This window comes from Sphingobacterium endophyticum, assembly GCF_009733535.1.
Lineage (GTDB): Bacteria > Bacteroidota > Bacteroidia > Sphingobacteriales > Sphingobacteriaceae > Sphingobacterium > Sphingobacterium endophyticum.
In genome coordinates this window covers 1-12,330 of sequence record NZ_SMMI01000032.1, presented here as the reverse complement: position 1 = coordinate 12,330, position 12,330 = coordinate 1, and the positions used below count along the sequence as shown (strand labels likewise).

Below are 12,330 nucleotides of genomic sequence, written 5' to 3'. Positions count from 1 at the left end.
TTTCAATGCAAAGATAAAGGCTTTCAGAAGCCAGTTTAGAGGTGTAGGTGACATCAATTTCTTCCTGTTCAGGTTAACCAAATTATTTGCTTAGTCCACAGGTTTTGAAACTGATCCCTTTTCTCCCCATCCCCAAAGCACAACAACCCAACCCCAACCCCCATCAAATCATCAACACATATCTACAAATAAAAAAATCCTTTCCAATAATTCCCTCCACATCCCAATATTCAAAAAAAATCAAAAAATATTATAGTAATTTCGACCTCGATGAATCATACTACCAAACAGATTATTTTATCAGTTATTTTTACAAGCATCAATGGATAATAGAAAAGCGATCTCAATTGCCTATGGGATAATGACCATTATACTTGCTGTTGTCCTTTATAAACAGTTTAATTTTAGTACAAATAAGTTTGACCAACCTGCATTAGCAATTGTATATGGGATTGCATTGTTGATTTCGCTTTTAATTCTTAAGCTCAGTACTGCCAGAAGGGAAAGAAAATAATTTAATATTCTATTTAACCCAATATTTGAGATTAATTAGCCTTTGAAGCTAAATTCGAATTGATTAATTTTAATTAATCAATTCTTTATTTATGTCCTTAAAATCTTTTCTTCCATCAGTCATTATATCCACAATTTCATTTTCAGCCGTCCTTATTACATGCACAAAGGCTCAGAACAAGGAAGTTGAAATTCCGTTTATTTCCAATTCCCAATTGGTTATTGATGGAGATTTGTCCGATTGGAAAAATCAGAATGACTTATTTGAAATACATCAATTCATCTCTCCCTGGAGCAACCCAAATTTTGGAAATACGGTATTTAGGAGTTTTTATGATCAGGAATGGTTTTACTTTTGTTTTGATATTGAAGATAAAAATGTGGTTGAAGCGCCATTCCAAAAAGAATCCGATGTGGCAAGAGGAGACCGTGGAGAAATATTTATTACAGCCGATCCAGACTTAAAGGAATACTATTGTTTTGAAATTTCGCCAAGTGCTAAGGTATTGGACTACATCGCTCATTATTATAGGAAGTTTGATTATAACTGGAACTTGAAAGGGATGGAAATTAAAGGAGTTCTAAATCAAAATGGCTATATCCTAGAAGGTCGTCTTCCTATGTCTTTCATTAAAAGCCTGAATAAATCGGGATCCAATCCGTTAGAAAATATTAACCTCGGCATTTTTCGAGCTGAATTTAATAATCTGAACCTTCAAGATCCTTCCGTTAATTGGATTTCATGGGTAAAACCGACCACCGAAAAACCCGATTTTCACACTCCCTCTGCTTTTAAGAAAGTCAAGTTTCAATCTTCAAAATAAACCATCATATTCTATGAAAATACCGAATATACACGGATTTATTGATAGGAGGATGTTGATTAATTATATAGCAGATCCAGAGATTGTTGCTAAATTAATACCTAAACCATTTACTCCTAAATTGTATGCTGATAAAGCAATAGTTGGGATATGCTTAATTCGTCTTAAAAAAATTAAACCCAAAGGATTTCCAGATTTTATGGGTGTCAATTCCGAAAATGCAGCTCATCGATTTGCTGTTGAATGGATTGATGAGGATGGCAGTAAGAAGGAAGGGGTATATATTCCCAGAAGGGATACTAATTTAAGATTAAACTCAATTATAGGTGGAAGGCTCTTTCCTGGAAAACATGATTATGCGAAATTTAATGTGCAAGAATCAAACAGGAAATATCATTTAGACTTTTTAAGCTTGGATCAAACAAGTATTTCTGTTGATGCAGAAATTAGTAATTCATTAAATGCAGATTCAGTTTTTAATGATTTGAAAACGGTCTCAGATTTCTTTTCCAATGGATCTGTTGGTTATTCTCCAAATGGAAAAAAATTTGATGGTTTAAAGTTAGAAACCTATAATTGGGAAGTTAAGCCATTAAGAGTTAAAGAGGTCAGGTCCAGTTTTTTTGATGATAAAACTAAATTCCCAGAGGGGAGTATAAAATTTGATAATGCCATCTTAATGGAAAATATTGAGCACGAATGGAAATCTTTAAAATCTATTTCTTGTCTTTAAGTGTTCTCTATTAAAATCCATTTTATGAAGATGAAATTAGATCCAATAATTGCCGTAAAAGACGTTTTGATAAGTTCAAAATGGTATGAAAATTTATTCGGACTCAAGAATGCACATGGAGGTGCAAATTTTGCTGTATTGCAAGATAATAAAGGAAATACTATTCTATGTTTACATCATTGGGGAGACCATGGACATCCATCTATGATGAAACCAAATCAGGTTCATGGCAATGGATTGATATTATATTTAAAAACAGAGGATTTTGAAAGTATTTATAATACTGCTTTGCAAATGAATTTAGAAATTGCAGAGGTAATACATCTCAATCCAAATTCCAAGAAAATGGAATTTTCGGTTCGGGATTTAGATGGTTATTTTATTACCATTACCGAGTTCCATAATTATGAAGGTTAGTAAAAGATCAATTAAACTTTATTTTAAATATTTGAGGCCAATTCTTTCCGGTAACAAATAATTCCTGTTTCTTTTGATCCCATGCTATTCCATTCAAGACATTTTCACCGTTATACTGGAAGCTTTTGTCATACCTTTGAATAATCCCTTCAAAACTAATTTTACCAACTACATTACCCGTAGATGGCTCAATCTTATATATAATTTCAGACCCCCATTTATTCGCATAAATAAAGTTGTCAATATATTCAAGTTCATTGATGCTATCCACTAAACCTAAGTTATCCTTTACTTCAATTTCTTTGACAAGTTTCATGTTATCAGGATTGAGGAAGTACAATTTTGAACTTCCGTCGCTAACAATGAGTGAGGTAGAATCATGCGTTATTCCCCAACCTTCCTTGTTCCAAGGAAAAGTTCTCATAGGTGCTTTTAAATTATCGAATTCGTATTCAAAGATTACATTGTTTTTATAAGTAAGCTGATAGAGTTTATTATTGAAAATGGTAATACCTTCCCCAAAAATGTCATCCTCGAAATTATTCTTTAAGATTTTTATCTGCCCGGAACTTGTATCTATTTGGCTAATTCTAGTTTGCTTTATTATTCCGGTACCTTCAATTAAATTTCCGTTGTGAACAATAAGGCCCTGTGTAAATGCAGTTGTATCATGAACAATTTGACCGATAATCTCGTAGGGAATAATTGGGGCTTCTGAAATAGTTGAGCTTTCTGAGTAGATTTCTTCATTTTTTCTATTTGAATCAGAATTGCAAGAAAAAAGCAATACAGAAAATAGAGCAGCTAGGGTTAATCCTTTATATTTTAGGAACATTCTTATTTTATCAATTTAAAGATTAGTATCAAATACCTGAAATTAATAAAAATAATTCCCTATCATATGTTCTTGTCAATTAATAACATCGATACTTCCATCTTTTTCTTTATTTATTACAATTCGTTAAATCCAATTTCCAAGAAGGAAAATATTCCTTTAAACACGCATGTTTAAACAACTATTACTTCTTAATTAATATTAGCATAAAATGGGCTAAGGAAGAGAAATAAAAAAGCCTGGTTTAAACAAAATAAATGACGATTTTTTTAAGTTTTTATTGAATTTCAATAATTCAAATTTTTAATAAATAAAGTTTTGAACCAGCTTTATGGGCAACTAAATCATATTAGCAAAAAATATTAAACAATTCTCCTCTGTAGGAGTTATACTACAAATTAAAATTAACTACCCGAAAAAGGTACTATTGATTTCAGGGAATAAATTTCATGCGTACTTTTGTAGACCATAAATATATGGCACACAACTATTAGAAAATTAAAATTAATTTAAAAAAATTGCTACAAAAGATTAACTGTAGGTAAAGAATTGATTAATTCATTTCAATATAATCTTCGGCAATTTAAAATGAAAAACGATGAGAAAGCAATACAAAACTCCTCACATCAGTATAATCAAAGTTCAGATGGAAGCTGATATAGCCATAGGTTCAGCTAAAATTTATCCTGGAAATGAGAAGGGATATATTCAAGATGAATGGACTGAAGAAGCAGACGATACTAGAAATATTGATTGGTAATACAAAAATTGGATAGAATATAGAACATGAATACAATTAGTAAAAATATGATTTCGAAAATGAGCATTGGCTTTTTGGCTATTTTAATGCTTAATTTCTCTTCTTGTAAAAAATCAAACGAATCTGGAAATGGCAATGGAGATGCTACAGTAAGTGTTCAGGTTGATGGTGTATCATTTGAAGAGGATGATATTAATTTCGAAAAGAAAAGTAGCAATGGAACTTCTTCTGCATCAGGCATTGTAAAGGATACTTCAATTGTTTACGACGATTTCGTTGTAGATGTTGTTATGACTAAAGATAATAACAAATCTAATAAAGTCGTTAGCAATTCAACAGTTTACAGAGGCGGAAATGAAAACATGGCAGCAACTGTTAGAACTGCTGAATTAACTAAAGGTGTTAAATATCGTGTATTGGTATTTAATGCTAATGGAACATTTAACCAATCTAAGGATTACACTTATGGAAGTGAAGGTTCAACTGGGCCAATGAGTTTAGATGCAGGATTTAAATATACTTTTATAGCATATTCAATTAACAGTGCAACGGACGCTCTTCCTGCTGTAACCTACAAAAAATGGTATTAATACTTTTGCAAATGCACAGCTATTGGATGTTAACAAAGATTTGATGGTTTATATCTCAAAGGACAGAGATATTACACATGGAGATACTAAATTAGGTATTATAATGAAACATAAGTTCAGTATGATTACCACAAAGTTATCTATGGATTCAAAAATGACTGGCTCTATTAAAACAATATCGAGTACAACCATTGGAGCTGTTGACGCTAGCGCATCTTACACATTTAGTTCAGATGCTATTGCTTACAAGGGTAATCAAAGTACGTATGCTCCTTTAAACTTTCCAACATTGTTAACTGGAGTAGGATTACGTTCTGTTACTAGTGATCCAACTTTATTAATAAATCCATCAGCAACAAATAAAACTTTGAAATTTGGATCAATTACCATTGATGACGAAACAAAAACTAATTTTTCAATTGCAAATATTAAGATTATTCCAGGTTGTAAATACAATTTAAATCTGAACTTCAGAACATGTACGCAACAGGTTAATATGGCTGATGATGCCATGAATTGGAGATATCCAGTTAATAGTTCGTATACAGGATGTACTGGTCCGAATAATGTTAACTATCCTAATGGAACTTTATTAGAAAAGGTATTTACTACTCCGGCATCAAACTACGGATTTACTTTTGATGTTACAGAATTGGATAATGCAATTAATATGACAGTTAATGGAAAACAGATTTTGTTAGATTCAAGATTGCCTGATCCAACAAAAGCACAAGTTCAATTCCAGACTTATGATAATACTGCTAATGGTGAAGGAATTATCACAAGAAACATCAAATTCCCTGATAATACCGAGTATGGCCAAAACGGAATTGCTGATATTTGGAATTTAAAAGGAACTGCTACTGCTCCTTTAGTTAGAATTATTATCAGTAAAACTGGCGAGGTGACCATGTTGGGTAGTAAAACAAGTGGTGGTCCTTTATTTCAATTATTATTGAAAGAAGGTTTGTCATTCCAAAAAGTAACTTGGAATACTACCGGAACTAATACCATTAAAGTGACTCAAAGGGTATCCAATACAACATTTGTTGTAGGCAAGGGATATGGCCAAGCGAAGATTGCTTGTCCAACGACTTAATATTGAGAATTATTTTTTATAAACATAATTTGTAGACGGAAGAGCCTGAATTTATTCAGGCTCTTTTGTTTTCTCTATATTTTTCGAATAAGTAAAATTTTATGTAGCAATGCCATAATATTCTTCGTTCAGTTAACATAAACAATTATGAAAATTATGAAACACTTACTTATTTTTTCTTTTGGATTATTATTTACCCTTATTTCCTGTAAAAAAGATGCAGATGCTAATGTTGGTTCTGAATGCGCAATGAAATTAAAGAGCCATTTTAAAGATGAGCTTCGATGTAGTAAAAAAGGAGAAATGGAAAACAACCTTTACGCTGGGGATTATAAAGGCAAAACCGTCTATTTCGTGGATACGATGTGCCCTTTATGTAATACAGTTCCTCCTGCATTTGGCTTCACCTGTAACCTTGAAAAAATTATCTTTGAAGATTTTGCAGAACTGAAAAATCGTGAACAGGTTTATAATTCCTGCACTAAAAAATTTATAAATTAAAACTATGCTTATGAAAGGGAAATTGTTTCTTTTTAGCTTGATTTTATTCAGCCTTATATCTTGTGAAAAAGAAGGTACGATAATCAATGAAAGTGAATGTCGACTTAAGATGAAAGATTATTTTAAAGAAAGCCTAAGTTGTAAAAAAGAAGCCGATAATATTGTATATAGCGAAAATTTGTATTCCGGACAATGTAAAGGAAAGACCGTATATTTTGTCAATGTTGATTGTATTTCTTGCTTCTATATTTGGTCGGGCGAGGTCATAACATGTACACAAGAAAAATTTAAGCTTAAAGATTTGTCAGAAGTTAGTAGTCAAAAATTGGTTTATGACGCATGTAAAGACAAATTTGTCGACTAACACTAACCTTTAAATTCTTATTTTTGAGCGTATATGAAGAAAGAAATTGTTATCGACGGAAATAGGATTACCGACAAAAGCAGTCTATATGAAGAAATTAATAGACAGTTTATGGAAAATGAAGATTGGCAATTGGGAGAAAGCTTAGATGCGCTTGATGACCTCCTATATGGTGGCTTTGGAATATTGAAGGAAAATGAAGAAATACGTTTAGTTTGGAAGAATTTTGAAGAAAACAAATGCTTATTTGGTCATGAATTTACGAGGGAATTTTATGCTCAAAAATTGGAATTTCCTGACGATTACAATTCAGATATTATTCAGAAAAAATTGGAAGAGCTTAACTCCGGAAAAGGCCAAACCTATTTTGATATAATTTTAGAGATCATTGATGAACATAAAAATATTGAACTAATAAAGAAATAGGCGATGATAATTCATCGCCTATTTCTTTATACAACTGCTCTCTTCATCAAGATGTCCGTTTGTTCATCCTTTCCGAGTTTAAAAATGTGTTTGTCAAATTCTTCAAATCCATTTTTTTTGTAGAAATTTATTGCTCGGGCATTTTCCTCCCAGACGCCTAACCAGATTGTAGGAACCCTTAAATTTTTTGCTATTTCCAAGGCTTTAAAAAATAAAAGTTGACCAACTTGTTTTCCATGATGACTAGCATAGACATAGATTCTTTCAATTTCTATATGGTCATCCATTTTAAATTCTGTTTGGGCAGCTCCAATATTGAGCTTTAAATAACCAATGGGATCCTCTTGGTCCCAAGCGATGTAGAATATCGATTCTAGATTTTTGAGCTCATTATGCACTTGCGTTTCTGAAAATCTTTCCTCTAAATATTCATGAATGTTATCAGATTCATTCTCTGATTCAAATGTTTCAAGAAATGTCTCGCGTCCAATTTTCTGTATAATTAGCAAATCGTCTATAGATGCTACTTTAATATCAATCATAATTTATTTACTGGGGAACTTAAATGTATTCAAATAAATGGAAATACGAGAGTCAAAATATGAGTTATGACGCTTAAATTATAGTTTTTCCCAATAATTGCGTGTAAATACGGTAATTTTCATCATCAAAGCATATAAATGTTACATTGTCAATGGATTCATCTTCTATCAAGAAATCTTGAACTGCCTGAATTGCAATTTTTGCTGCTCTGTCTTTTGGAAAGCCATATATTCCAGTGCTTATATTTGGAAATGCAATCGTTTTGAGATTATTTTTTGATGCAAGTTTCAAACTTTTATGATAAGCAGAGTAAAGCAATTCGTCTTCATGATGTGATCCATCTTTCCATACAGGACCTACAGCATGTATAACATACTTTGACTTTAAATTGCCTGCGTTTGTTATTACTGCTTCTCCTGTTTTACAACCACCTTGTCTATTTCGTATATGCTGACATTCTTCTAGAATTGCTTTTCCGCCAGCTCGATGTATGGCTCCGTCTACACCGCCTCCTCCCAATAGTGAGGTGTTTGCAGCATTAACAATTGCATCATTTTCGCTTTTAGTAATATCACCTTGCTTAATATCTATTTTTGTATTCATTATTTTCTTATTTAATTATTATTGAATGAACCATTTAGAGATAAAATCGTTGAAAGATTAATCTTTCAAATAAAATTTATAAAACTAATTTCATTTTAGATTGTTCCCAAATAATAAAAGATGTTTACAACGCATATCGCAATACAACCATACGATTTGCAAATTGGCTCTTTTCAGAAAAGATTTACATCTACTTGTCAATTTGCAGTAGATTATACCCCAAGCGAGTTGGGGTATAATTGTTTTTAAGAATACCTTTTATTCTTAAAAAAAAGCTTATTTTCATCACAAATCAATCATTACCATTATGTGCTACCATGTTGGTTCCCCCAGTAAAGCAGAATTGAAGAATAAATTGCCTAAAAAACAGGTGTATTATCCCAATGAGAATGAAATCTTTCATATCTCAGGATTTACCCGTCCTTTCTTACCCGTGACCTTGAACGATAATTTTGACGCTATCGTTCAAGCTCGATGGAAATTAATTCCAGGATGGATAAAAACCGATACTGAAGCCTCAAAATATGCAAATACATTAAATGCCTAATCTGAAAGTATTTTTGAGAAAGCGAGCTACAAGAACTATATTTTAAATAATAGGGGATTGCTCTACATAACTGGATTTTATGAACCACATAAGGTCAGTGGAAGAAAAGAATCTGAAAATTTTTTCATTTATCATCCTAAAAAGGAAATCTTAACCCTCGGGATAGTTTTCTCTAAATTTACAGATCAGGATACTGCTGATAATTATCCTACTTTTTCAATAATTACAACTCCCGCAAATCCTTTATTAGAAGAAATTCATAACGAAAAGAAAAGAATGCCTTTGATTATTGATGAAAAAGACCGAGATACTTGGTTATTTGCTGAAGGCAAAGGCGAAATACAAAATCTTATGGTTCCCTTTCAAGGTGATTTGGAAGAACATCAGGTTTACCGAGTAACAGGTGCTAGAGGAGAGGAAACAAACAGACCGAATATTCAAGAAAAATGGACTGGTCAAACTAGTTTATTTTAATAACATACTTATGAAAAATCAAAACCTTTACCTTACAGGAATTATTGCTGCAGCATTAATGAGCTCATGTTCAGTGACTCAAAAATTAAATGATAAACCTTACGTTTATATTCAAAAAGAAAATCGTGAACAGAAAAACTGGAAATTAGTATGGCAAGATGATTTCAATGGCTCTGAAATCGATTCAACGAAATGGAGCCGTATTCCAAAAGGTGAATCCGACTGGAATAGACATATGAGTACTTCCGACGCTGTCTTTAGAATGGAGGGTGGAAAGTTGTTTTTATTAGGGATTAATAATCCCGATACCAAGAATGATCCTAGACTTTTTATAACTGGTGGAATCTGGAGTAAAAACAAGTTTGCTTTTCAATATGGTAGAATTGAAATTCGTGCTAAATTGGGTTCTGCACAAGGTGCTTGGCCTGCCATGTGGATGCTTGCGGAATTAGATAAATATGGAAAGTACCCTATGAATGGGGAGTTGGATATAATGGAACATCTCAATTATGATAAAATAATCTATCAAACCACCCATTCCCATTATACATTAAATTTGGGTCAAAAAGATAATCCACCGCATGGGGGAACGGCAGCAGTTGAAGCAGGTGAATATAATATTTATGGTTTAAGCTGGTATCCTGATAAAATAGTTTTCCAATTAAATGGAAAGGATACATTTACCTATCCTAGAAAAGAAGGAGTAGACCCGACACAATGGCCTTATGATCAGCCCTTTTTTATATTGATAGATCAACAATTAGGTGGTAATTGGGTAGGTAAAGTTGACCAAAACCAGTTGCCAGTAGAAATGGAAATTGATTGGGTAAAAGTTTATCAATAGAAAAATTCGATATATAGAAAACGGCCAAACACTTGTTTGGCCGTTAATTCTAAAATTATATTCCTGTTAATTAAATGGGTTCAATTTATTTTGGACATTTTATTCTTTTACGTCCATGTCCAGTACCAATTATGATTGTTCTACCATCAACTTTCTGACTTACAACAACTGAATTGGCTCCAGTTTTATTCCAATTCACGGTCTTGAATGATTGATTATTCTTCAATCTTAACTGCATTAATTCTCCTCCACTAGTCTTACTTCCTAACATGGTAACTTCACCATTTCTACTAATCATAATGCGGATCAAAGGTTTTGCATTTGTGCCTTGAAGGTTGTAAACCTCAGCAATTCCTCCCAACGAATATTCTGTTCCATCTATAAATTCTATATTTCTTTCCGTTCCTAAACGAGAATTTGTCTGAAATTGAATTTGATGATTCGTACTCGTTCCAAAAATATACTGATTATTGACACGCATATTGAAAGCATTATCTAAATCAGTGATGTCAAAAACAAATCCATAATCTGATTCAGGTGCAGAGAAGGTATTGGTTATTACCTCATTGTTTTTATAATATTTGTTATCCTTTTTAATTCCTTTAAACGTTACAAGACCTTGACCCCAAACCCATTCATCCCATGAAACTTCTGGATAATTCCAATTTAATCCACTCGTCGTCACATTTTGTGTACATGATCTGAATTTCAAAACTAAATTGTATTTATGCCCTGGCGTAATCTTGATATCAGGAACCGAAATTGCTTTTGATTCACCATCTAATTTAATCGAACTTATTGCAAAAGTAGCTGAGGTGGTGGATGGGCTTATGATAAAAGTAGGCTCGCTCGTGATTGATCTAATTCCTGGTATAAGTGCTGGAAATGTAACATTTGTACTTGTGTTTAGATTTGGAAAACTTAATGATTCATTGCTGAATTTTAATGATCCATTGCTTTTCGTAGGACTGATTTTCGTCCCGGTTAATGATTCAATCGAGCCAGTCATACTTGGATCCATTTCAATGGTCGTCGTAATTTGGCTAAATTGATGGACTAATACAGCATTTAAATTATTATCTCCAGGTGTTAATTTCATTGTCTTTTTGAAAAACATTAAATCCTCAGATATATTGTTTAATGAGGCTGTGGATAATGTTCCTTGGTTCGATATGTTAGGTAAATTAGTTTTGCTATTTACTGAATATACTACAAAAGTATAAGTGCTTCCTGCATCCAATTGGATACCACCGGTTACACCTTCATTTCCAAAAGCATAATCATAATTCCCTTTGTGCAATCCATTATCATCGTAAACTGCAATACGGTATTTAACATCAGCTTCTAATGATGTTGTAACGGTTTGAGTGGCAGCTTTTGCCTCAGATGAGCTATAACTTGATTTTAAAACTGATGGTTCAGCATCTTTAATAACCATAACGTCCATACTGATTCCATCACTAACCTCAACTGTCGATAATTGTACATTGGACTCTGTATTTCTTTTTGTAGTCTTGCTATTTCCTACCAGTAATCTTTCTTCATCTGGTGTGCCGACCGATAGTTTAACATTTACTGTGGTTTTACCACCAGAAGAAGGGTCAGAATCAGACTTCTTACATGATTGAAAGGTAAACAACAGTACGGCTATAAAGAACATAGTTTTAAAAGTAGCCTTTTTGTTAAGTAGAGTAAATTTCATTTTCCTTGATTTAATCTTAGTGTGTTTGATAAATTAGAACCAATCGATGTTTTTGGTCTGCTGGTCATCTTCATACCATTGTTCCATTACATCGTTTTCGCCATTTTGCGGATGGACAAATGCCGATCCTGAAGCAATACCTTCCTCGAGGTTTATGTCGTAAACCTCAATCCGGGGGCTAGTGTATTTTTTATCCATAATACTTGCACCTAGTTAATAATTTTAATAAAATTTAGAATCCGAGTTAATAGTTAGTGATTTTCGGTAAATTCTAATGCTTTCCCTTTGAAAACATTGTAAAAATAAATAGTTAATTCATTTTCTTTATTATATATTATCGGGATATTGGTAGTTAATTATGAATTGTAAATTGATAACTACAGATTGCTATTGATATGTGGTAAAAACTTAAAAATGGAATAATTTACTCTGTAATATGGATCATGTACAAAAGTTGTGGAGGGGATAAAAAATAATTAGATATTTGTGCTTTGAACTTATATAGAGATGCACGATTCATTTAAAGCTTTAATGCCGCTTATCATTCCTGAAGGA

At 32.4% G+C, this 12,330-nt stretch carries 17 protein-coding genes; 12 read left to right on the top strand and 5 right to left on the bottom strand.

Features of this window, described 5'->3' with window-relative positions:
• Window positions 1-322 precede the first annotated feature (322 nt).
• From E0Y80_RS20225 to E0Y80_RS20210, 4 genes are all read left to right on the top strand, one after another.
• Window positions 323-514, top strand: coding sequence for a hypothetical protein (locus E0Y80_RS20225; RefSeq protein ID WP_156309460.1), 192 nt, complete (start codon window positions 323-325; stop codon window positions 512-514).
• A gap of 91 nt (window positions 515-605) precedes the next feature.
• Window positions 606-1,337 carry a sugar-binding protein gene (locus E0Y80_RS20220; RefSeq protein ID WP_156309459.1) on the top strand — a complete coding sequence of 244 codons (732 nt, stop codon included), beginning with the start codon at window positions 606-608 and terminating at the stop codon, window positions 1,335-1,337.
• A gap of 13 nt (window positions 1,338-1,350) precedes the next feature.
• Window positions 1,351-2,070: a DUF2071 domain-containing protein gene (locus tag E0Y80_RS20215; RefSeq protein ID WP_156309458.1), complete on the top strand. Its 720-nt coding sequence runs from the start codon at window positions 1,351-1,353 to the stop codon at window positions 2,068-2,070.
• 24 nt (window positions 2,071-2,094) lie between these two features.
• On the top strand, window positions 2,095-2,487 hold the full coding sequence (locus tag E0Y80_RS20210; protein ID WP_197091699.1) for a VOC family protein: 393 nt from the start codon (window positions 2,095-2,097) through the stop codon (window positions 2,485-2,487).
• Between the two features lie 7 nt (window positions 2,488-2,494).
• Here the strand turns inward: E0Y80_RS20210 and E0Y80_RS20205 are convergent, their stop codons facing one another.
• A complete protein-coding gene (locus tag E0Y80_RS20205; RefSeq protein ID WP_156309457.1) occupies window positions 2,495-3,322 on the bottom strand; it encodes a glutaminyl-peptide cyclotransferase in 828 nt (275 codons plus the stop codon).
• A 598-nt stretch (window positions 3,323-3,920) separates the two neighbouring features.
• On the opposite strand from E0Y80_RS20205, the gene E0Y80_RS20200 reads away from it, so the two are divergent.
• The 5 genes from E0Y80_RS20200 to E0Y80_RS20180 all read left to right on the top strand — a co-directional run bounded on the left by E0Y80_RS20200 (window position 3,921) and on the right by E0Y80_RS20180 (window position 7,062).
• Entirely contained in the window at window positions 3,921-4,082 is a 162-nt protein-coding gene (locus tag E0Y80_RS20200; RefSeq protein ID WP_156309456.1) for a hypothetical protein, read from the top strand.
• A gap of 26 nt (window positions 4,083-4,108) precedes the next feature.
• Window positions 4,109-4,672 (top strand): hypothetical protein, encoded by a 564-nt coding sequence (locus E0Y80_RS20195; protein ID WP_156309455.1) that lies wholly within the window; start codon window positions 4,109-4,111, stop codon window positions 4,670-4,672.
• 22 nt (window positions 4,673-4,694) lie between these two features.
• Complete coding sequence (locus E0Y80_RS20190; RefSeq protein ID WP_231596119.1) at window positions 4,695-5,771, top strand: hypothetical protein; 1,077 nt, start codon at window positions 4,695-4,697, stop codon at window positions 5,769-5,771.
• 156 nt (window positions 5,772-5,927) lie between these two features.
• Window positions 5,928-6,272, top strand: a complete 345-nt coding sequence (locus tag E0Y80_RS20185) for a hypothetical protein (protein ID WP_156309453.1) — start codon at window positions 5,928-5,930, stop codon at window positions 6,270-6,272.
• 397 nt (window positions 6,273-6,669) lie between these two features.
• Window positions 6,670-7,062: a barstar family protein gene (locus tag E0Y80_RS20180; protein ID WP_156309452.1), complete on the top strand. Its 393-nt coding sequence runs from the start codon at window positions 6,670-6,672 to the stop codon at window positions 7,060-7,062.
• Between the two features lie 26 nt (window positions 7,063-7,088).
• Here the strand turns inward: E0Y80_RS20180 and E0Y80_RS20175 are convergent, their stop codons facing one another.
• Both E0Y80_RS20175 and E0Y80_RS20170 read right to left on the bottom strand, forming a co-directional pair.
• Complete coding sequence (locus tag E0Y80_RS20175; protein WP_156309451.1) at window positions 7,089-7,604, bottom strand: GNAT family N-acetyltransferase; 516 nt, start codon at window positions 7,602-7,604, stop codon at window positions 7,089-7,091.
• A gap of 73 nt (window positions 7,605-7,677) precedes the next feature.
• Window positions 7,678-8,208 (bottom strand): O-acetyl-ADP-ribose deacetylase, encoded by a 531-nt coding sequence (locus tag E0Y80_RS20170; RefSeq protein WP_156309450.1) that lies wholly within the window; start codon window positions 8,206-8,208, stop codon window positions 7,678-7,680.
• 307 nt (window positions 8,209-8,515) lie between these two features.
• Between E0Y80_RS20170 and E0Y80_RS20165 the strand changes: the two genes are divergently transcribed.
• The 3 genes from E0Y80_RS20165 to E0Y80_RS20155 are packed head-to-tail and all read left to right on the top strand — an operon-like array spanning window position 8,516 to window position 10,073.
• Window positions 8,516-8,755, top strand: coding sequence for an SOS response-associated peptidase family protein (locus E0Y80_RS20165; protein ID WP_156309449.1), 240 nt, complete (start codon window positions 8,516-8,518; stop codon window positions 8,753-8,755).
• A gap of 9 nt (window positions 8,756-8,764) precedes the next feature.
• Window positions 8,765-9,229 carry an SOS response-associated peptidase family protein gene (locus E0Y80_RS20160; protein ID WP_156309448.1) on the top strand — a complete coding sequence of 155 codons (465 nt, stop codon included), beginning with the start codon at window positions 8,765-8,767 and terminating at the stop codon, window positions 9,227-9,229.
• A gap of 10 nt (window positions 9,230-9,239) precedes the next feature.
• Window positions 9,240-10,073: a glycoside hydrolase family 16 protein gene (locus E0Y80_RS20155; RefSeq protein WP_156309447.1), complete on the top strand. Its 834-nt coding sequence runs from the start codon at window positions 9,240-9,242 to the stop codon at window positions 10,071-10,073.
• Between the two features lie 85 nt (window positions 10,074-10,158).
• Here E0Y80_RS20155 and E0Y80_RS20150 read toward each other — a convergent pair whose 3' ends face one another.
• Both E0Y80_RS20150 and E0Y80_RS20145 read right to left on the bottom strand, forming a co-directional pair.
• Window positions 10,159-11,775, bottom strand: a complete 1,617-nt coding sequence (locus tag E0Y80_RS20150) for a hypothetical protein (protein ID WP_156309446.1) — start codon at window positions 11,773-11,775, stop codon at window positions 10,159-10,161.
• A 33-nt stretch (window positions 11,776-11,808) separates the two neighbouring features.
• Complete coding sequence (locus E0Y80_RS20145; protein ID WP_156309445.1) at window positions 11,809-11,973, bottom strand: hypothetical protein; 165 nt, start codon at window positions 11,971-11,973, stop codon at window positions 11,809-11,811.
• Window positions 11,974-12,330 lie beyond the last annotated feature (357 nt).

Coding starts and splice junctions, on each gene's coding strand:
- E0Y80_RS20145 (WP_156309445.1), bottom strand. CDS start 11,973: ATGGATAAAAAATACACTAGCCCCCGGATTGAGGTTTACGACATAAAC.
- E0Y80_RS20210 (WP_197091699.1), top strand. CDS start 2,095: ATGAAGATGAAATTAGATCCAATAATTGCCGTAAAAGACGTTTTGATA.
- E0Y80_RS20180 (WP_156309452.1), top strand. CDS start 6,670: ATGAAGAAAGAAATTGTTATCGACGGAAATAGGATTACCGACAAAAGC.
- E0Y80_RS20205 (WP_156309457.1), bottom strand. CDS start 3,322: ATGTTCCTAAAATATAAAGGATTAACCCTAGCTGCTCTATTTTCTGTA.
- E0Y80_RS20155 (WP_156309447.1), top strand. CDS start 9,240: ATGAAAAATCAAAACCTTTACCTTACAGGAATTATTGCTGCAGCATTA.
- E0Y80_RS20215 (WP_156309458.1), top strand. CDS start 1,351: ATGAAAATACCGAATATACACGGATTTATTGATAGGAGGATGTTGATT.
- E0Y80_RS20150 (WP_156309446.1), bottom strand. CDS start 11,775: ATGAAATTTACTCTACTTAACAAAAAGGCTACTTTTAAAACTATGTTC.
- E0Y80_RS20170 (WP_156309450.1), bottom strand. CDS start 8,208: ATGAATACAAAAATAGATATTAAGCAAGGTGATATTACTAAAAGCGAA.
- E0Y80_RS20165 (WP_156309449.1), top strand. CDS start 8,516: ATGTGCTACCATGTTGGTTCCCCCAGTAAAGCAGAATTGAAGAATAAA.
- E0Y80_RS20200 (WP_156309456.1), top strand. CDS start 3,921: ATGAGAAAGCAATACAAAACTCCTCACATCAGTATAATCAAAGTTCAG.
- E0Y80_RS20195 (WP_156309455.1), top strand. CDS start 4,109: ATGAATACAATTAGTAAAAATATGATTTCGAAAATGAGCATTGGCTTT.
- E0Y80_RS20185 (WP_156309453.1), top strand. CDS start 5,928: ATGAAACACTTACTTATTTTTTCTTTTGGATTATTATTTACCCTTATT.
- E0Y80_RS20225 (WP_156309460.1), top strand. CDS start 323: ATGGATAATAGAAAAGCGATCTCAATTGCCTATGGGATAATGACCATT.
- E0Y80_RS20220 (WP_156309459.1), top strand. CDS start 606: ATGTCCTTAAAATCTTTTCTTCCATCAGTCATTATATCCACAATTTCA.
- E0Y80_RS20175 (WP_156309451.1), bottom strand. CDS start 7,604: ATGATTGATATTAAAGTAGCATCTATAGACGATTTGCTAATTATACAG.